This is a genomic window from Mycobacterium sp. SMC-4 (assembly GCF_050205565.1).
GTDB lineage: Bacteria > Actinomycetota > Actinomycetes > Mycobacteriales > Mycobacteriaceae > Mycobacterium.
The window spans coordinates 281,066-298,900 of sequence record NZ_JBNMQU010000005.1 but is presented as its reverse complement, the minus strand read 5'-3'; the positions used below and the strand labels follow the sequence as shown (position 1 = coordinate 298,900).

Here is a 17,835-nt window from a genome sequence, read left to right as displayed (position 1 = left end):
TACCGTCGTGCCGTGCAGCGATTCACGGTGGAGCAGCGACGCGCCCGGCTGGCCCGGCGCCATCATCTGGTTCCTGACGCCGCCACCACCGGCGCGTCGGTCGAGTCGGTGACCGGTTCGCTGGTGGGCCTGCATGGGACTGACCCGGCCACGCCGTATCTGTCGCTGTGGGCGCGACTGCCCGGATTCGCGGTCTCGGATCTGAATGACGCTCTCTACGAACGGCGTTCACTGGTCAAGCAGCTTGCGATGCGCCGGACGCTGTGGACGATCCGCGCGGAGGATTTCGCTGCGGTGCAGGTGGCGGCCAGCGACCGGGTGGCGGCCAACGAGACGCGTCGACTTGTCGCCGACGTCGAGAAATCGGGGGTGGGGGGCGACGGGGCGGCCTGGCTGGAGACCGCGGCCGCGGCGGTCGTGGGCCATCTGCAGCGACAGGGACCCTCCACGGCGCGTCAACTTCGGGAGACGCTGCCGGAGTTGGCCGGAACACACGACCCCGCACCCGGTAAGTCGTACGGCGGGCAGGCGCACCTGGCGCCACGGGTGCTGACGGTCCTGGCCGCCCGCGGCGTGATCGCCCGTGGACCCAACGACGGCGGCTGGACCGCGTCACGACCGCGGTGGGTGTCCGCCGAGCAGTGGCTGCCTCCGGCTGACCCGGTCGGCCCCGAGCAGGCCCGCGCTGAATTGGTCCGGCGGTGGCTGTGGACGTTCGGACCGGCGACGGTGACCGACGTCAAATGGTGGTTCGGCAACACCCTCGGCTGGGCGCGGCAGGCGCTGGCCGACGTGGAGGCCGTCGAGGTCGACATGGAGGGGACGGCCGGCTACGTGCTGCCCGGTGACGAAGATCCCGGTTCCGCTGCGGAGCCGTGGTGTGCGCTGCTGCCAGGATTGGACGTGACCACGATGGGCTGGTTCGACCGCGACTGGTATCTGGGCGAACATCGCGAGGCGGTGTTCGACCGCAACGGCAACGCGGGTCCGACGGTGTGGGTGGACGGCCGCATCGTCGGCGCATGGCGGCAGGACACCGACGGGCGGGTGGAATTGCTGCTGCTCGAAGACATCAACGGCCGTGCGCGCACCGCGCTTTCGCGGCAAGCCGACGCGCTGACCGAATGGTTGGCTGGGGTGCGGGTGAATCCGCGGTTCCCGTCGCCGGCCTGCAGATGACCCGACTTCAGGCGCTGACCTTGTTGCGGCTACGCGACTTCGGCTTCGACTTCAGCGTCGGCCGAGCCATCCCCAACGTCTCGGCCAGGAAGTGGCCGGTGTAGCTGTCGGGGCTGGCCGCGACTTCCTCCGGAGTACCGGTCGCCACCACGGTGCCACCGCCAGATCCGCCCTCGGGACCCATGTCGATGATCCAGTCGGAAGTCTTGATGACATCGAGGTTGTGTTCGATGACGATGACCGTATTGCCTTTGTCCACAAGGCCGTTGATGACGGTGAGCAGCTTGCGGATGTCCTCGAAGTGTAGACCTGTGGTGGGCTCGTCGAGGATGTAGATGGTCCGTCCTGTCGAACGCTTCTGCAGTTCGGAAGCCAGCTTCACGCGTTGAGCCTCGCCACCCGACAGCGTCGGTGCCGGCTGCCCGAGTCGCACGTACCCGAGTCCGACGTCGACCAGCGTCTTGAGGTACCGGTGAATCGAACTGATGGGCGCGAAGAACTCCGCGGCCTCTTCGATCGACATGTCCAGCACCTCGGCGATGGTCTTGCCCTTGTAGTGCACCTCGAGGGTTTCGCGGTTGTACCGCGCGCCGTGGCAGACCTCGCACGGGACGTACACGTCCGGCAGGAAGTTCATCTCGATTTTGATGGTGCCGTCGCCCGAGCACGCCTCGCAGCGGCCGCCTTTGACGTTGAACGAGAACCGGCCGGGCTGGTAGCCGCGGACCTTGGCCTCGGTGGTGGCGGCGAACAGCGTGCGGATCTTGTCGAACACCCCGGTGTAGGTGGCCGGGTTCGACCGCGGGGTCCGCCCGATCGGCGACTGGTCGACCCGCACCAGCTTGTCCAGCTGGTCGAGTCCGTTGATCCGGGTGTGACGACCCGGCACCAACCGCGCGCCGTTGAGCTTGTTCGCCAGCACCGATGCGAGGATGTCGTTGACCAGAGTGGACTTCCCCGAGCCCGACACACCCGTCACCGAGGTGAGCACGCCGAGCGGGAACGCGACATCGATGCCGCGCAGGTTGTGCTCGCGCGCACCGACGACGGTCAACTGACGCTTCTTGTCGACGACCCGCCGCATCGCGGGGACCTCGATTTCCTCCTTGCCCGAAAGATAGGCGCCCGTAATGGATTCCGGGTTCTTCAGGAGGTCGGCGTAGGTTCCGCTGTGCACGATCTGACCGCCGTGTTCACCGGCTGCTGGGCCGATGTCGACCACCCAGTCGGCATGGGCGATGGTGTCGAGGTCGTGCTCGACCACGATCAGGGTGTTGCCGAGGTCGCGCAACCGCACCAGCGTGTCGATCAACCGGCGGTTGTCGCGCTGGTGCAGCCCGATGGAGGGCTCGTCGAGGACGTAGAGCACCCCGACCAGTCCCGACCCGATCTGGGTGGCCAACCGGATGCGTTGCGCCTCACCACCTGACAGCGTGCCCGCCGCACGAGACAGCGAGAGGTAATCGAGTCCGACGTCGAGCAGGAAGCCCAGCCGCGACTGGATCTCCTTGAGAACCTGCCCCGCGATCGCGGCTTCCCGCGGCCCGAGCGTCAGCGCGTTGAGGAACTGGGCGCACTCGGCGATGGACAACTCGGCGACTTCGGCGATGGACTTGGCACCGAAGGATCCGGCCGTCATCGTCACGGCGAGGATCTCGGGCTTGAGCCGGGTGCCGTCGCATTCGGGGCACGGCACGTCGCGCATGTAGCCCTCGAGCCGCTCTTTCATCTGCTCGGAGTCGGTCTGCTCCATGCGGCGATGCAGGTAGGCCATCACGCCTTCGAAGTCCGCGTAGTACGACCGGGTGCGCCCGTAGCGGTTCTTGTAGCGCACATGGACCTGCTCGTCGCAGCCCTCGAGAATGGCGCGCCGAGCCTTGGCGGGGAGCTTCTTCCACGGCGTGTTCACATCGAAGCCGAGTTGGTCGCCGAGACCGGACAGCATCCGGGTGAAGTACTCGGCGGTGTGCCCCATCGCCCATGGTGCGATCGCGCCCTCGGCGAGGGTGAGGTCGGGGTCCGGGATGACCAGGTCCGCGTCGACCTCTTTCTTGATGCCGAGGCCCAGACATTCAGGACATGCGCCGTACGGCGAGTTGAACGAGAACGAACGCGGCTCGAGATCGTCGACGGCCAGCGGGTGCCCGTTCGGGCAGGCCAGCTTTTCCGAGAACCGCTGTTCGCGGTGCGGATGGTCGTCGTCGCGGTCGACGAACTCGAGGACGACGATGCCGTCGGCGAGGTTCAGCGCCGTCTCCACCGAGTCGGTCAGCCGCTGCTTGGCGCTGGACTTGACGGTCAGGCGGTCGACGACCACCTCGATGTCGTGCTTCTCCTGCTTCTTGAGCTTCGGCGGGTCCGTCAGCGAGTGCACCACCCCGTCGACCCGCACACGGCTGTAGCCCTGCGTGTTGAGCTTCTCGAAGAGGTCGACGAACTCGCCCTTGCGGGTGCGCACCACCGGCGCGAGAACCTGGAAGCGCAGTCCTTCGTCCATGGCCAGGACCTGGTCGACGATCTGCTGCGGCGTCTGCCGGGCGATGCGCTCGCCGCAGACAGGGCAGTGCGGCGTGCCCGCGCGGGCGTACAGCAGGCGCAGGTAGTCGTAAACCTCGGTGATGGTGCCCACCGTGGACCGCGGGTTGCGGTTGGTGGACTTCTGGTCGATCGACACCGCGGGCGAGAGCCCTTCGATGAAGTCGACGTCGGGTTTGTCCATCTGCCCGAGGAACTGGCGAGCGTATGCCGACAACGACTCGACGTAGCGGCGCTGCCCTTCGGCGAAGATGGTGTCGAACGCCAGCGATGATTTACCGGAGCCCGAGAGCCCGGTGAACACGATCATCGCGTCGCGCGGCAGGTCCAGATCGACGCCACGAAGGTTGTGCTCCCGGGCACCCTTGACAATCAGGCGGTCAGCCAACGATGTCCTTTCAAGTCATGCCCATAGCGTCCGGAGTGCAACCGGGACGCAATTCAGAAACCATGCTAGGTGTGCCCACCGACAAGCCCGCCGACACGTTGCCCGCCGACGGTTCCATCACGTTTCACCGATGGTGTCTCCACGCGCTTTACCAGGCAAAGTAACGTGACGATCATGACGACAGTCGACGACAACTACACGGGCCACGTCGAGCCGCAGACTGCGGCCCGACGCACCCTTCCCGGTGCGTCGATCATCAAGGTGTCGGTGGGCCCCATGGACAACAACGCGTACCTGGTGACCTGTTCCCAGACGGGTGAGACCTTGCTCATCGACGCGGCCAACGATCCGGCGATCTTGTTGAGCCTGATCGAGGAGCACGCGCCCAAACTGTCTCTGATCGTGACCAGCCATCAGCACCAGGACCACTGGCTGGCGCTGGAAGAGGTGGTGCGCTCGACCGGGGCGCCCACCGCTGCGCACCCGCTGGACGCCGGACCTCTGCCCGTCGCTCCGGACACGGTGCTGACCGGCGGAGACACTGTCGATATCGGGGCGCTGCGCTTCGACGTCATCCATCTCCGCGGGCACACCCCCGGCTCGGTGGCATTGGCGTTGAGCGGCCCGGCGACCGACGACCGGGTGCATCTGTTCACCGGCGACTGCCTGTTTCCCGGCGGCGTCGGAAAGACCTGGAAAGAAGGCGACTTCGAGCAGCTGCTGGGTGATGTCACCAGCAGGGTGTTCGATGTGTTCGCAGATCAGACCGTGGTGTATCCAGGACACGGCGACGACACCACACTCGGGACCGAGCGCCCGCATCTGGGCGAATGGCGCGAGCGTGGCTGGTGAGTCAATGGTGACGAGGTAGTCAGGAAGGGAACATGAGTAGCGATCAGTTCAAGAAGGCGCAGAGCGGTGCCGGCTTCATTGCCGCGCTCGATCAGAGCGGCGGCAGCACGCCCAAGGCGCTGAAGCTCTACGGCATCGCCGAGGATGCGTACTCCAGCGATGCGGAGATGTTCGACCTCGTGCACGAGATGCGCACCCGCATCATCACCAGCCCGAGCTTCGACGGCGAGCGCGTTCTCGGCGCCATCCTGTTCGAGGACACGATGGACCGTGAGGTCGAGGGCCGGCCCACCGCCGAGTACCTGTGGGATGTCAAGAAGATCGTGCCGTTCCTGAAGGTCGACAAAGGGCTTGCCGAGGAGAAGGACGGCGCACAGGTGATGAAGCCCATCCCGGGCCTCGACGACCTGCTGGGCCGAGCGCGGGACAAGGGCGTCTTCGGCACCAAGATGCGTTCGGTCATCAAGCTGCCCGGCGACGGTCTCGAAGCCGTGGTCGACCAGCAGTTCGAGATCGGTCGACAGATCCTCGGCGCGGGCCTGGTACCGATCATCGAACCCGAGGTCGACATCCACAGCCCGGAGAAGGCGAAGGCCGAAGAGCAGCTGAAGGCCGCCCTGCTCAAGGGTGTCAACAGCCTCGATGACGATCAGGCCGTCATGCTCAAGCTGACGTTGCCGACGGAGACCAACCTGTACCGAGAGCTGGTCGACCATCCGAAGGTTCTGCGTGTGGTGGCCCTGTCGGGCGGTTACAGCCGGGAGGAGGCCTGCGAGAAGCTGGCCGCCAACCAGGGTGTGATCGCGAGCTTCTCGCGCGCGCTCACCGAGGGCCTGACCGCCCAGCAGAGTGACGAGGAGTTCAACGCCACGCTGGACGCCGCCATCACCGCCATCGCGAAGGCCTCCAACACCTGATAGCGAAGGACCCTGGGTCGGTCACCGACCCAGGGTCCTTCCGCTCAGATCTTCGATCAGGACGTGTGCACGATGAGCACGTCCGTCTTGGACCGCCGCGCCACGTTCGCCGGCACAGATCCCAACAGGCGCCCCGCGATCGTGCTCAGCCCGACGTTGCCGACGACGAGGAGGTCTGCTTTGACCTCCTCGGCCAGGTCGACCAGCGCGTCGACGGGTGCGCCGACGACAGCCTTCTCTTCGATGTTCTGTGCGCCGGCCGCCTTCGCGCGGTCGCGGGCTTCGCGCAGGATCGCGTAGATCGGGGCATTGCCCGACATCTTGTAGCCCTCGTCCTTGAGCACATCAGCGGCGCGCTGATCCTCGCCCTGCGGGAAGTAGGCCGTCGCGATGACGAGCCTCGCGTTCGCGCCGGCAGCAATCTGACCCGCGCGGTCGACGGCACGCAACGACGAATCAGATCCGTCCGTACCAACCACCACGGTTTGATAGGCGCTCATCCATATCCTCCCAGTGTCAGTTCAAAGGCCACCCGAGACATTAACCCGGTATCACGCGGGCATGGGCACGAATCACCACACCAAGATGCCATCGTTGCTGCAAGAGATAGGTGCTGTGACGTCAACCTCACCTGTCCCGCCCGCGCGGGACGAGGGGTACATCCCTTTGCAGCAACGACATTGGAGGGGGCAGTCACCACTGCTCATGCCGTGACGCCGGAGACGAGGCATCGGACACCTCGGCATCGTCCACGCCTGCCGACCAGGCAGTGCCCTCACAGACGAGGTCAGTCGGCATCGGTAGTTTCGCCGGCAGGAACGGTATGGCTGGAAGAACGTCGCCCAGAGGTATGGCAGGTACCGGCACGGCCGGAGTTCCGGCAGGCACCACCGGAACGACCGGCCCGGGTGCAGCGACCACGCCTGGCCCGCCTGCGGCGTGCAACACCGGCGCGACCTCGGGTACGACGGCTGCCACCTGTTCGTCGACGATGACCGCGCCTGCTTCGATGACCGAATCGGTCTCGGCCACCGGAACCGCCTGTGGGACAACAGGTTCAGCGGGCAGCGCAGCGACGGCGTCGGCGGGAGCAACTTCGATGACCGGTGGTGCGGGGGCAGCGGCCTCGACGACCGGCGCTGCCGCCTCCGCGGCTGGAGCGGGCGGAACCACGAGCGCCTCGGGTACGACGGGAGCTGCGACCGGCGCGGCAGACACTGCCGGCGCGGGCGGAAGCACGGCGGGCACCGCAGGCACGGGCGGAAGCACGGCGGGCACCGGCGGAAGCGCGGCCGGTACGGGAGCGACTGCCATCGGTGCGGGCGGGCCTCCGGCGGCATGGACGAGCGGCGCCGCCTCCAGCGCTGCTGCGGACACCACGCCGTCGGGTAGCGGGCCGGGGGCCGCCATGGCGGCGACGCCATGAGCCACCTCTGCGACCGGGATGGACGGCAGGCTCGGCGGTTGCGTCGGGACGATCCCGTCGATGACGTTCGCGGCAGTTCCGAGGGGATCCGGGATACTGGGCGGCTCGGCTGCCAGGTGCTGCACAAGGTCCAGGCACGGCACGCCCGGGCTGGGTTCGGCCGCCACAGGCCCGCACCAGATCAGCAGGGGACCCACGACGCCGGCTGCAAGGGCCGTCGTTGCGCTACGAGAGGCGTTGCGTGCCATGACTTTTCTTTGACTCTCCTTCACCTGCCCCGCCCCGGACAGAACGTATCTTGTCTGCGATCGACCGCCGTTGGATGGTTGTCCAACCGATACCGCGCAGAGTCTCGTCGGTCACGAGCAACTCAGGTGTCTTTGCCCAGAACTCGCCGCGCGGCGAAGGTGGCGGCTTCATCCGTCATACCGTTACGCGTATAGGCGAAGTGGGCAAAGAAGTTTCGCCCCCTGGAGCAATACGGATCGCCGTCTGCGCACAAATCGATCGCCTTGTGTCCGTACAGCGGGCTCATTGACGTCAGCGGCCCGCCACCGTAGATGTCGCGGGCCGGGTTGCCGAAGACGGCCACCGCTGCGACATGCTTGACCATGGAATCGGGCAACGGCGCCGGACGGAAAAACCAGATCGTCCTGTTGCCGATCAGAATGAGGTCGATCACGCCGGCGCCCTGGGACATGCCGCCGAGGACGATTTTCGTCTCCGGACACATACCTGCGACGTATTGCACGTGCTTGTTGGCGTCGAGTGCGCCCTGAGAGGTGGACTTCGAAAAGTTCCAGCTGGCGGGATAATTCACGGCGTAGACCGAAACCTTCTTGCCGAGCAGCTTCCACTTCAGGGAATCGACGAACGCCTTGCCGACGCTGCCGAGCCCCGCCCGCGAACTTGTCCCTCTGGCGAAGACCACCTCGACGTCTGGGCACGCGGCGGCCACGACGACGGGAGCTTGGACGGTCGCGAGGACGACGAGTACAGCCGACATCGCCGCGGCACCGAGCACCCGAGCCGATCGAAGACTGCGCACGCAAACACGCTGGCACAAGATCAGCAAATTAGTACAGCAGATCAATACAACGGTGATCGTATGGATGCCGAATCGTGTTGCAACAAAGTGGCGTCGGGCCGAAGTTTGCGGATAATACGGGCCGCGTCAGTGCATGCCACCAGTTTCGACGAGCAGGACGCCGACGCCGATGAGCGCGATGCCGCTGACCATCTTGGCGGTGAGCGGTTCACTGAACAGCACGCGCGAGGCGACAGCCGTCAGAGCCACCCCGGCAGCCGTCCAGATTCCGTAAGCGACTCCAAGCGGCATCCCGTGGCGCAACGATGCCGCGAGCATCGCGAACGCCGCCACGTAACCGATGATCACGACGACGTAGAACACCGGCCGTCGGGTTGCGGCGACCCGAAGTGCAAGGGTGGCAACGATTTCCGTGAGGATCGCAGAGGTCAGGAGTAGGTAGGCCATGCGCTATCGACCGTTGGTGGTGGTGTGATTGCGCGCCCCCGACTCGACGAGCAGAACGCCGGCGATGATGAAGCCCAGACCGATACCCGTCATGGCGGTCAGGGCCTCCCCGAAGAGCAGTGCCGACAGAAGTGCCGTCAACGCCACCCCGCTTGCACCCCAGATGCCGTATGCGACGCCCAAGGCCATCCCGCGCCGGAGGACCAGCGCCAAGAACACGAACGAGGCGATGTACCCGGCGACGACTACGCCATAGAGAACCGGCATCGTTTGTGAGCCTTTGAGAGACAATGTGGCCGCCACCTCGCACACGATCGCGCAGCCCAGAAGCGCCCACGTCATCGGCACGTCGTCATCGAGAGCATTGAGCAAAGTTACCGCCGGCTCGAACCCGGCTCGACAGCGAGGTCCTCCATCCTTGTCGGTGGCGCTGATTAACATCAGTGGCGTGTTCGAAAGTTTGTTCGATGTCTCGGACGCTGCCGGCGAGGCTGAGCTGCGTGCAGTGGTCGAAGGTCTCGAGACCCTCAAGGCCCGGGCGGCTGCGATGCAAGCCCGCGCCACGGCGTTGTGGGCGGCCAAACGCGCCGCCCGTGAAGACGCCGACGACGTTCCCAAAGCCAAACGCGGGAAGGGGTTGACCACCGAGATCGCCCTGGCCCGCCGCGAGGCGCCGGTGCGCGGCGGCCAGCACCTCGGGTTCGCCAAAGCCCTGGTCCACGAAATGCCCTACACCCTGGCGGCATTGGAATCCGGGGTGCTCTCCGAATGGCGGGCCACCCTGGTCGTGCGCGCATCAGCCTGCCTGAGCCTCGAGCACCGCCGCCAACTCGACCAACAGCTCTGCGGTGATCCGTCGAGGCTGCTCGGCTGGGGCGATGCCCGCGTCGAAGCCGAAGCCAAAAAGATCACCGCCCACCTCGATGCCGCCGCAGTCGTCGAACGCGGCCGCCGCGCTGTCAAAGACCCGGGTGTGCGGGTGCGCCCGGTCTCCGACACCATGGCCGAAGTCACCGTGCGCCTGCCGATGGCCCAAAGCGTGGGCATCTACGCCGCCTGCAAGCGCGAAGCCGACATGACCTTCGACGGCCGCCCACGCGGCCAGATCATGGCCGAGACCATCTACCAACGCGTCACCGGCCGACCCGCAGAGGCGCCGATACCGATGACGCTGAACCTGGTGCTCGCCGACACCACACTGTTCGGCGAGGACGACTGCCCCGGCTGGGTCACCGGCTACGGCCCCGCCCCAGCCACCGTGCTACGCAAACTGATCCGCGACGCCGCCCTCGACGAGAACACCAAAGCCACCCTGCGCCGCCTCTACCACCACCCCGGCACCGGACAACTGGTCGCCATGGAGTCGAAGGCGCGCATCTTCCCCAAAGGCCTGGCCCGCTTCATCGAATTACGGGATCAGACCTGCCGTACCCCGTACTGCAACGCACCCATCCGCCACCACGACCACGCCACCCCCGCCCGCAACGGCGGACCGACCAACGCCCTCAATGGAGAAGGGCTCTGCGAAGCCTGCAACTACGCCAAAGAAGCTCCCGGCTGGCACGTCCGTACCGAAATCAACAACGGCGAACACACCGCCGTATTCCGCACCCCCACCGGCGCGGTCTACCACTCCACCGCCCCACCACTACCCGGACCACCAGTCCGCCGAAAACTCAGCCTCCTCGAAGGCCGACTCAACATCGACCTCGTCACCTTCGACGCCGCCTGACGCGGAAGACTGCGCTGCGCTGGACTGCTCTGCGAGCGAGTGACGGGATTCGAACCCGTGTAAACGGCTTTGCAGGCCGGTGCCTAGCCACTCAGCCACACCCGCAGTGGCACTGACGATGCCAAAGCGGCTTGCCGCAGCACAGATTTACGATCATCGTGAGCGATAAGCGGGGCGCGTGCTCCTCGACGAGGCGATCACCGTCAACAGCGCCAGGACTGCGAAGCTGCCGAACAGCCACCGCGCGGCAGTCGCGTCTCCCCGATCGGACAGGTTGACGACTACACCGGCCAGCGCCGCGCCGAAGGCGGCCGAAATGATCTGAACGGTGTTGATGGCCGCGGCAGCGATCGGTCCCTCGGCCGGGTCGGCCACCTTGCCCATCGCCCACGCCGACAGATGCGGCCACGCCACGCCGATGCCGACCCCGCTGAGCGTCAACCCGATCGCCCAGCAGGCCACCAGCAGCGCCGACGCGTCCTCATGCTGCGTCACCGCGCCGATCACCAGTCCTGCTGCCATCACCAGCGGAGCCACCGTCACCGTACGGACGATGACCCGGTGGCGGTTCAACGACGCACTGACGATCTCGGCGGACGTCCAGCCGATGGCCAGACCCGCGGCGAGAAAGCCGGCCGCCACGGGCGTCAGGTGCGCGAGCCGCTGACCGAAGAACGGCACATACATGTCGACCATCGTGGCTGCCATCAACGCACCCAGCGTCAGATAGATCCACTTCAACGGTCCTGGGCCGAAAGTGCTCGGCGGAAGTACCGATGCCGCCGCCCGCCGGTCGACGTACACGAACACCACCACCAGCAGCACCGCGGCGACCACCAGTACCGAGGTCCACCGCGCGTCGGACGGAATACCGGCGATACTCACCACCAGAGCCGCCGCACCGAGCAGCACCAGGGAGCGAATCGGAACACGGATCTCGGTCGAGACTCTCTGTTCGGATGGCAGTGCGATGGGCACCAGAACCGCCATGGCGGCCGTCATCACCACCAACACACCGAATGCCCAACGCCAGGAACTGAATTGCGCGAACAGACCACCGGCAGCCGGCCCCACCAGCGTCCCGACACCCCACATCGCCGACACCAACGCTGACGCTCTGGTCCACAGCGCACTCGGCAGGGCGGTATTGATGACGGCGTATCCGAGCCCAGCGAGAAGACCGCCCGCAGCACCCTGCACCGTGCGGCCGACCAACAAGATCTCCATGCTCGGAGCTACTGCACACCCGAAGCTGCCGAGGCTGAAGACGCCGAGACCGAGCAGATAGGCCCACCGCGGTCCCGCCTTCATCAACAACGCGTGCACGGTTGTGGCCGCCATCACCGATCCGACGAGATACACCGTTGTCACCCACGCGTAGAAGCGGTGACCGCCGATCTCGGCCACCGCGCTGGGCATCAAGCTGATGGTCAGGAACTCGTTGGTGGCGTACAAGGCGACCCCGCCGGCGAGCACGGTCGCGGCGCCGAGGTTCTTCGGTCCCAGCAGCTCGCGCCAGCTCCCGGCGGCACCGTGTGCGGTGTCGGTCATGGGTGGTCGACTGCTCGGATTACTTCAGGCCCGCGGCATCCATACCGCGCAGTTCCTTCTTCAGATCGGCGATCTCGTCACGGATGCGGGCGGCCAACTCGAACTGCAGATCGCGCGCTGCTGTCATCATCTGGTCGGTCATCTGCTTGATCAGATCAGCCAACTCCGCACGCGGCATGTTCGTGGTGTCGCGGCCTTCCACGATGCCGGAGGTGGCCGCACGCCCTGGCTCACCCTGCGCCCGCCGCCCACGCGACGCGTTACGTCCCGAGCCTCCGACCTCGACCGCCTCGGTGTCGTCCGCCTCGCGGTACACCTGATCGAGAATGTCGGCGATCTTCTTGCGCAACGGCTTCGGGTCGATGCCGTGTTCCTTGTTGTAGGCGATCTGCTTGGCGCGGCGTCGCTCGGTCTCGTCGATGGCTTGCTTCATCGAGTCGGTCATGGTGTCCGCGTACATGTGCACTTCGCCGGAGACGTTGCGCGCCGCACGCCCGATGGTCTGGATGAGGCTGCGGGGCGATCGCAGGAAGCCTTCCTTGTCCGCGTCGAGGATCGCCACCAGCGACACCTCGGGCAGGTCGAGGCCCTCACGCAGAAGGTTGATGCCCACGAGCACGTCGTACTCCCCCAACCGCAACTGCCGGAGCAGTTCGACGCGGCGCAGGGTGTCGACCTCGGAATGCAGGTACCGGACGCGGATACCCATCTCGAGGAGGTAATCGGTGAGATCCTCGGCCATCTTCTTGGTCAGTGTCGTGACCAGCACACGCTCGTCGCGCTCGGTGCGCTTGCGGATCTCGCCGATCAGATCGTCGATCTGACCCTTGGTCGGTTTGACGATGACATGCGGATCGACCAGACCGGTGGGGCGAATGACCTGCTCGACGAACTCGCCGCCGGTCTGGCTGAGCTCGTAGGGGCCGGGGGTGGCCGACAGGTACACCGTCTGGCCGATCCGGTCGGCGAACTCCTCCCAGGTCAGGGGCCGGTTGTCGACCGCTGAGGGCAGGCGGAAACCGAAGTCGACAAGGTTGCGCTTGCGCGACATGTCGCCTTCGTACATGCCGCCGATCTGCGGCACCGTGACGTGGGACTCGTCGATGACCAGCAGGAAGTCTTCGGGGAAGTAATCGATCAGCGTCGCCGGCGCCGTGCCGGGGCCGCGGCCGTCGATGTGCCGCGAATAGTTCTCGATGCCGGAGCAGAAGCCGACCTGGCGCATCATCTCGATGTCGTAGTTGGTCCGCATCCTCAGTCTCTGGGCTTCGAGTAGCTTGCCCTGGCCCTCCAATTCGGAAAGCCGCTCCTCGAGTTCCTGCTCGATCGAGGAGATCGCCGCCGCCATGCGCTCGGGTCCGGCGACGTAGTGCGTGGCCGGGAAGATCCGCAGCGAGTCGACTTTGCGGATGATGTCGCCGGTCAACGGATGCAGGTAGTACAGCTCCTCGATCTCGTCACCGAAGAACTCGATGCGCACCGCGAGCTCCTCGTAGGACGGGATGATCTCCACCGTGTCGCCGCGCACCCGGAACGTGCCGCGGGTGAAGGACATGTCGTTGCGGGTGTACTGGACGTCGACGAGCAGCCGCAGCAGAGCGTCGCGCGGCACCTCGTCACCGACTTGGAGCTCGACCGAGCGATCGAGGTACGACTGCGGTGTGCCGAGGCCGTAGATGCACGACACCGACGCCACCACCACGACATCGCGGCGCGACAGCAGGTTCGACGTCGCCGAGTGACGCAGCCGCTCGACGTCGTCGTTGATCGAGCTGTCCTTCTCGATGTATGTGTCCGTCTGCGCGATGTACGCCTCGGGTTGGTAGTAGTCGTAGTACGAGACGAAGTACTCGACGGCGTTGTGCGGCAGCATTTCCCGCAACTCGTTGGCCAACTGTGCGGCCAACGTCTTGTTCGGCGCCATCACCAACGTAGGGCGCTGGAGACGCTCGATGAGCCACGCCGTCGTAGCAGACTTGCCGGTACCCGTGGCGCCGAGGAGGACGACGTCCTTCTCCCCTGCACGGATCCGGCGTTCCAGCTCGTCGATCGCGGCCGGCTGGTCACCGGCCGGCTGGTATTCGCTGACCACCTCGAAGCGCTTGCCGGTGCGCACGATCTCGTCCACCGGGCGGTACTCCGAGTGCGCAAGCACTGGGTGTTCGGTCGCAAAAGCCATTTCACCAGGGTAGAACCTGCGTCCGACATGTTCTGTTCCCCGAGCGCAGAGCCCTATTGTGGACGGCATCCACCCGCCCAAGCACGAGATCTTCGACCTCGCGGCCCGCACGAACACCGACCCGAAGGGCATCGTGCGGGCCGTCGAGGTGTACACGGTGCAACCGTGGGGTCTGTACATGGCCCGCCCGGCACCCGGTCGCGCACAGTTCCACTACCTGGAGTCATGGTTGTTGCCGACGCTGGGGCTGCGGGCCACGGTGTTCCACTTCAACCCCGGCTACGAGCGCGACCAGGACTTCTATCTCGACGTCGGCGACTACCGGCCCGGGCCGACCTGCTGGCACGGCGACGACCACTACCTGGACCTGATCCTGCGGACCGGCGAGTCGGTGGAGCTGACCGACGTCGACGAGCTGCTCGCCGCGGTCCGGGAGGGGCTGATCGGCCCGGAGACAGCGGAGCGCGCCGTCCACACCGCGGTGGCCACCGTCGACGCCCTCGCCGGCCACGACTACCGGCTCGATGAGTGGTTGCGGGGTATGGGGATGATCTTGACCTGGCGCACGACATAGACTCCTGCCTGTGAGTGCGAGGAGACGGACGCGTACCGCCGGTGCTGTCGTCGTCGCGGCACTGCCGCTGGCGACGTGGCTGGCGGTGGGCACCGCGTCGGCGCAACCCACCATCGTGGAACCCGAGTTGGAGACCCAGACCCCCGAACTGCTGCACAACATCACCTACCGCGCCCGGGTGGACGGTGTGTCGCGCGGAGCGACGATCTCCTACGAGGCTGAAGGCGACAAGATCCAGATCGCGAATCCGACGATGGTGCCCGGACGCGTTTTCGAGGCCCACACGGTGCTGCCGGCGTCCGAGGTCGCCAATGTCCGGGTATCGATCGACTGGCCGTACTCGGCGAATCTGCACTGCGAGATTCTGGTGGACGACGCAGTCGTGGCTCAGGCTGACGACTTCATCGCACCGCGGGTGCTCCCTCAGCGCGACGACCCGGACTACGGTGCGCTGACGTGCGAGGCTCCGGTCGCCGGGATCGCCAACGTCGTTCCCGGCGAGCCGCCGCCCCCGCCCGGGGACGTGCCGCCGCCTCCGCCGGCCTAGCCCGACGACCACCCGGTGGCGTCCGCCCACTGCCGCGCGCGACGGTAGGCGTCATCGAGCCACGGCTCTTTCGCTTCGGCGTACGCACCGGTCGTCGCATGACCCTGCGCCGAGACCTTGCGCTTGAGTGTCAAATATTCTTCTCGGACAGCAGGATTGGCCACCAACCAGTCCACGAAGAGCAAGGCGAACTGCTGCCCCGGCGAACCGGCCACTCGGACATGCACGTTCGTCGGACGGCCGGGATCGGCCGAACAGTACAGTCGCTTCTGCCACGCGGCCGGATCGCCGTCGTGGTCGACGTCCGCGGTGATCTCCGTACGGACGTAGCCCGCACCCCGCAGCGAATCCGCCATTTCGTCTGCCACATCCAGGGATTCGACGGTCACCTGCACGTCGATGACGTCTTTGGCGTCCAATCCCGGGACCGCTGTGGAACCGATGTGATCGATGCGCTGGGCGCGATGGCCGCACGTCGTCCGGAGCCGGCTCACGATGCGCTCGGCTTGGGCGGCCCAGGCCGGATCTGACGCCACCACCTCCGGCCGGGCGACAGCCGGCCGCCCGGCCTGCAGGTTCTGTGCGAATGGCTGAATCCGGTTGTGCCACAGGGCACGGGCCTTCTCGACGAGGTCCTCGGCCGAACCCGAATTGTCCAGCCAGACATCGGCGACGGCGCGCCGCTGCTCCTCGGTGGCCTGAGCAGCGATACGGGCGCGGGCGTCCTGCTCGCTGAAGTTGCGGTGTTCGATCAGCCGCCGGACCCGCACCTCCTCGTCGGCGTGGACGATGATGACCAGCGGGAACATCGACGCCATCTGAGACTCCACCAGCAACGGGATGTCCTCGATGATCACGGCGTCATCGTCGGCGCTCGCGATGAGTTCGGCGCGTCGCTCACCGACCAGCGGATGCACGATCCCGTTGAGGGTCGCGCGTTTGTCGTCGTCACTGAACGCGATGGCGGCCAGAGCCGGACGGTTCAAAGCGCCATCCGGCAGCAGGATCTGCTCGCCGAACGCTTCGACCAGCCGGGCCAGGCCCGGCGTCCCCGGCTCGACCACCTCCCGGGCGATGACGTCTCCGTCGACGACGATCCCACCCAGTTCACTGAACGTGGCCGACACCGTCGACTTGCCTGCTCCGATTCCTCCGCTCAACCCAATACGCAGCACCGCACCAGTCTGTCAGGCCGCACGGACTCACCCACGCACCCCTGTCAACTCGATGGTCGGATGCGGGAGCGAGGTCTCGCCGACGGTGCGGCCGGTCTGTAGGTCGACGGCAACCAGACGGCGCGCCCCTGGATCGGTGACATACGCCGTTCCGTCCTGAACGTGCACAGTGGGCATCGGCGACTGCCAGCGGTCGGGTTCGGTCCACGCAGCGATGACCTCGATGCGCGCGGTCCGCTGTGCGGTGACCGGGTCGAAGACGTGCAGCGCACCATCAGTGCCCAGGATGACGGCCTCGCCGGCCGGTCCGCGAACCAGCGAGCGGAAGCTGTAGCTCGCATCGATCGGCACCACGCGCACGGTCGCACTCTCCGTGTCGATCAGGGTGAAGCGTCGTGGACGTTCGATCTCCGCGTCGGGATCGGTCTTGTAGTCCCCCAGCACTATCGTCGATTCCGGGCTACCGGCCTGGTTCCCGATCCGCCCATACGGGTCGGGGCTACTCACCTTGCGAATCTCGTTGCCGCGCACGATGAGTGCGCCGTCCTCACATCCGAAGGTCAGCACGTCGCCGTACGCTCCGGCTTCGCCGTGAATTCCCGGGCAGTCCTCGTTGGCCACCAGTCGACTTCCCGCGGCGTCGCGGATCTCGATTCCCGATCGGGCGTTCTCGTCGCCGACGCTGACCACGACCGTCCCGTCCCGGCGGGCGACGGCCACACCGTGGTGCGGCACGGTCGATGCGGCGGCTGCGGCGTTGCCGTCGCCCTCCAGCAACGCATCGGGATCGACGATGTCGACCGCGCCGGTGCCGTCACTGAACAACGTGAGCAGGCCGTCGTGGAAGACGGCATGCCCCGGCTCGGCTCCTCCGAAGCGGAGATCGGTGAGGACCGGGTCCGCGGTGTAGTGGTGACGGTGGTCGCCGTGGACGTCTGTCCAGGTCCCCATGTCGAGGACGGTGAAGCCGTCGCTGCGCGACACCAGGACGTGGCGGTCGTTCCCGGCCGGGTTGAGGCGGACGAATCCTTCCACCGGGATGTCAGCCACCTGGTTCAGCGATCGAGAGTCGAGGACCAGGATGCCGCCGTCGTACGTCATCGCCAACCGGGAAGTCGGGGACGACTGCTCGGTTGGCGCCGACACCGATGCCGGCGCGGCCGCACCGCTGTCGGTGTCGGTCGTCGCGCTGCACCCCGCGCAGAGAACCGTCAGGGAGATCATCGCCGCTACTCGGGTCGTCGTCATGGCGCACATTCAAATTGATAATGAAAATCATTGTCAA

Annotated in this window: 16 protein-coding genes and 1 tRNA gene; 6 read left to right on the top strand and 11 right to left on the bottom strand. The window is 66.4% G+C overall.

The annotated features are described in order from the left end of the window. Positions 1 to 12 precede the first annotated feature (12 nt). Entirely contained in the window at positions 13 to 1,179 is a 1,167-nt protein-coding gene (locus ACQI46_RS11835; RefSeq protein WP_427094170.1) for a winged helix DNA-binding domain-containing protein, read from the top strand. 7 nt (positions 1,180 to 1,186) lie between these two features. On the opposite strand, the gene uvrA is transcribed toward ACQI46_RS11835, so the two are convergent. Beyond that, positions 1,187 to 4,102 carry an excinuclease ABC subunit UvrA gene (uvrA, locus tag ACQI46_RS11830; protein WP_427094169.1) on the bottom strand — a complete coding sequence of 972 codons (2,916 nt, stop codon included), beginning with the start codon at positions 4,100 to 4,102 and terminating at the stop codon, positions 1,187 to 1,189. Between the two features lie 174 nt (positions 4,103 to 4,276). Here uvrA and ACQI46_RS11825 point away from each other — a divergent pair, with 174 nt between their 5' ends. Together ACQI46_RS11825 and ACQI46_RS11820 are read left to right on the top strand one after the other, a co-directional pair. Beyond that, on the top strand, positions 4,277 to 4,954 hold the full coding sequence (locus ACQI46_RS11825) for an MBL fold metallo-hydrolase (protein WP_427094168.1): 678 nt from the start codon (positions 4,277 to 4,279) through the stop codon (positions 4,952 to 4,954). A 32-nt stretch (positions 4,955 to 4,986) separates the two neighbouring features. Continuing rightward, positions 4,987 to 5,871 carry a fructose bisphosphate aldolase gene (locus tag ACQI46_RS11820; RefSeq protein WP_427094167.1) on the top strand — a complete coding sequence of 295 codons (885 nt, stop codon included), beginning with the start codon at positions 4,987 to 4,989 and terminating at the stop codon, positions 5,869 to 5,871. 56 nt (positions 5,872 to 5,927) lie between these two features. Here ACQI46_RS11820 and ACQI46_RS11815 read toward each other — a convergent pair whose 3' ends face one another. The 5 genes from ACQI46_RS11815 to ACQI46_RS11795 form a co-directional block, all read right to left on the bottom strand. Beyond that, positions 5,928 to 6,371, bottom strand: a complete 444-nt coding sequence (locus ACQI46_RS11815; protein ID WP_427094166.1) for a universal stress protein — start codon at positions 6,369 to 6,371, stop codon at positions 5,928 to 5,930. Between the two features lie 193 nt (positions 6,372 to 6,564). Further along, positions 6,565 to 7,545, bottom strand: a complete 981-nt coding sequence (locus ACQI46_RS11810) for a hypothetical protein (RefSeq protein ID WP_427094165.1) — start codon at positions 7,543 to 7,545, stop codon at positions 6,565 to 6,567. Positions 7,546 to 7,667: 122 nt separating this feature from the next. Further along, the gene (locus ACQI46_RS11805) at positions 7,668 to 8,303 is read right to left on the bottom strand and encodes a cutinase family protein (protein WP_427094226.1); all 636 of its coding nucleotides are present in this window, start codon (positions 8,301 to 8,303) and stop codon (positions 7,668 to 7,670) included. 168 nt (positions 8,304 to 8,471) lie between these two features. Further along, positions 8,472 to 8,792, bottom strand: coding sequence for a DMT family transporter (locus tag ACQI46_RS11800; protein WP_427094164.1), 321 nt, complete (start codon positions 8,790 to 8,792; stop codon positions 8,472 to 8,474). Positions 8,793 to 8,795: 3 nt separating this feature from the next. Further along, on the bottom strand, positions 8,796 to 9,134 hold the full coding sequence (locus ACQI46_RS11795; protein ID WP_427094163.1) for a DMT family transporter: 339 nt from the start codon (positions 9,132 to 9,134) through the stop codon (positions 8,796 to 8,798). A gap of 106 nt (positions 9,135 to 9,240) precedes the next feature. On the opposite strand from ACQI46_RS11795, the gene ACQI46_RS11790 reads away from it, so the two are divergent. Next, complete coding sequence (locus ACQI46_RS11790; protein WP_427094162.1) at positions 9,241 to 10,524, top strand: HNH endonuclease; 1,284 nt, start codon at positions 9,241 to 9,243, stop codon at positions 10,522 to 10,524. 34 nt (positions 10,525 to 10,558) lie between these two features. On the opposite strand, the gene ACQI46_RS11785 is transcribed toward ACQI46_RS11790, so the two are convergent. The 3 genes from ACQI46_RS11785 to uvrB all read right to left on the bottom strand — a co-directional run bounded on the left by ACQI46_RS11785 (position 10,559) and on the right by uvrB (position 14,254). Then, positions 10,559 to 10,629: transfer RNA gene (locus tag ACQI46_RS11785), tRNA-Cys, on the bottom strand. A 48-nt stretch (positions 10,630 to 10,677) separates the two neighbouring features. Continuing rightward, the gene (locus ACQI46_RS11780) at positions 10,678 to 12,075 is read right to left on the bottom strand and encodes an MFS transporter (protein ID WP_427094161.1); all 1,398 of its coding nucleotides are present in this window, start codon (positions 12,073 to 12,075) and stop codon (positions 10,678 to 10,680) included. A gap of 19 nt (positions 12,076 to 12,094) precedes the next feature. After that, the gene (gene uvrB, locus ACQI46_RS11775) at positions 12,095 to 14,254 is read right to left on the bottom strand and encodes an excinuclease ABC subunit UvrB (protein WP_427094160.1); all 2,160 of its coding nucleotides are present in this window, start codon (positions 14,252 to 14,254) and stop codon (positions 12,095 to 12,097) included. A 67-nt stretch (positions 14,255 to 14,321) separates the two neighbouring features. Between uvrB and ACQI46_RS11770 the strand changes: the two genes are divergently transcribed. Together ACQI46_RS11770 and ACQI46_RS11765 are read left to right on the top strand one after the other, a co-directional pair. Beyond that, positions 14,322 to 14,828 carry a DUF402 domain-containing protein gene (locus tag ACQI46_RS11770; RefSeq protein WP_427094225.1) on the top strand — a complete coding sequence of 169 codons (507 nt, stop codon included), beginning with the start codon at positions 14,322 to 14,324 and terminating at the stop codon, positions 14,826 to 14,828. Between the two features lie 10 nt (positions 14,829 to 14,838). Next, positions 14,839 to 15,375 carry a hypothetical protein gene (locus ACQI46_RS11765; protein ID WP_427094159.1) on the top strand — a complete coding sequence of 179 codons (537 nt, stop codon included), beginning with the start codon at positions 14,839 to 14,841 and terminating at the stop codon, positions 15,373 to 15,375. Here ACQI46_RS11765 and coaE read toward each other — a convergent pair. Both coaE and aztD read right to left on the bottom strand, forming a co-directional pair. Further along, a complete protein-coding gene (gene coaE / locus ACQI46_RS11760) occupies positions 15,372 to 16,550 on the bottom strand; it encodes a dephospho-CoA kinase (RefSeq protein ID WP_427094158.1) in 1,179 nt (392 codons plus the stop codon). The genes ACQI46_RS11765 and coaE overlap by 4 nt on opposite strands. Before the next feature lie 27 nt (positions 16,551 to 16,577). Further along, a complete protein-coding gene (aztD, locus tag ACQI46_RS11755) occupies positions 16,578 to 17,798 on the bottom strand; it encodes a zinc metallochaperone AztD (protein ID WP_427094157.1) in 1,221 nt (406 codons plus the stop codon). Positions 17,799 to 17,835: the final 37 nt, after the last annotated feature.

Coding starts and splice junctions, on each gene's coding strand:
- ACQI46_RS11780 (WP_427094161.1), bottom strand. CDS start 12,075: ATGACCGACACCGCACACGGTGCCGCCGGGAGCTGGCGCGAGCTGCTG.
- ACQI46_RS11805 (WP_427094226.1), bottom strand. CDS start 8,303: ATGTCGGCTGTACTCGTCGTCCTCGCGACCGTCCAAGCTCCCGTCGTC.
- ACQI46_RS11795 (WP_427094163.1), bottom strand. CDS start 9,134: ATGACGTGGGCGCTTCTGGGCTGCGCGATCGTGTGCGAGGTGGCGGCC.
- aztD (WP_427094157.1), bottom strand. CDS start 17,798: ATGACGACGACCCGAGTAGCGGCGATGATCTCCCTGACGGTTCTCTGC.
- uvrB (WP_427094160.1), bottom strand. CDS start 14,254: ATGGCTTTTGCGACCGAACACCCAGTGCTTGCGCACTCGGAGTACCGC.
- ACQI46_RS11825 (WP_427094168.1), top strand. CDS start 4,277: ATGACGACAGTCGACGACAACTACACGGGCCACGTCGAGCCGCAGACT.
- ACQI46_RS11800 (WP_427094164.1), bottom strand. CDS start 8,792: ATGGCCTACCTACTCCTGACCTCTGCGATCCTCACGGAAATCGTTGCC.
- ACQI46_RS11815 (WP_427094166.1), bottom strand. CDS start 6,371: ATGAGCGCCTATCAAACCGTGGTGGTTGGTACGGACGGATCTGATTCG.
- ACQI46_RS11820 (WP_427094167.1), top strand. CDS start 4,987: ATGAGTAGCGATCAGTTCAAGAAGGCGCAGAGCGGTGCCGGCTTCATT.
- ACQI46_RS11810 (WP_427094165.1), bottom strand. CDS start 7,545: ATGGCACGCAACGCCTCTCGTAGCGCAACGACGGCCCTTGCAGCCGGC.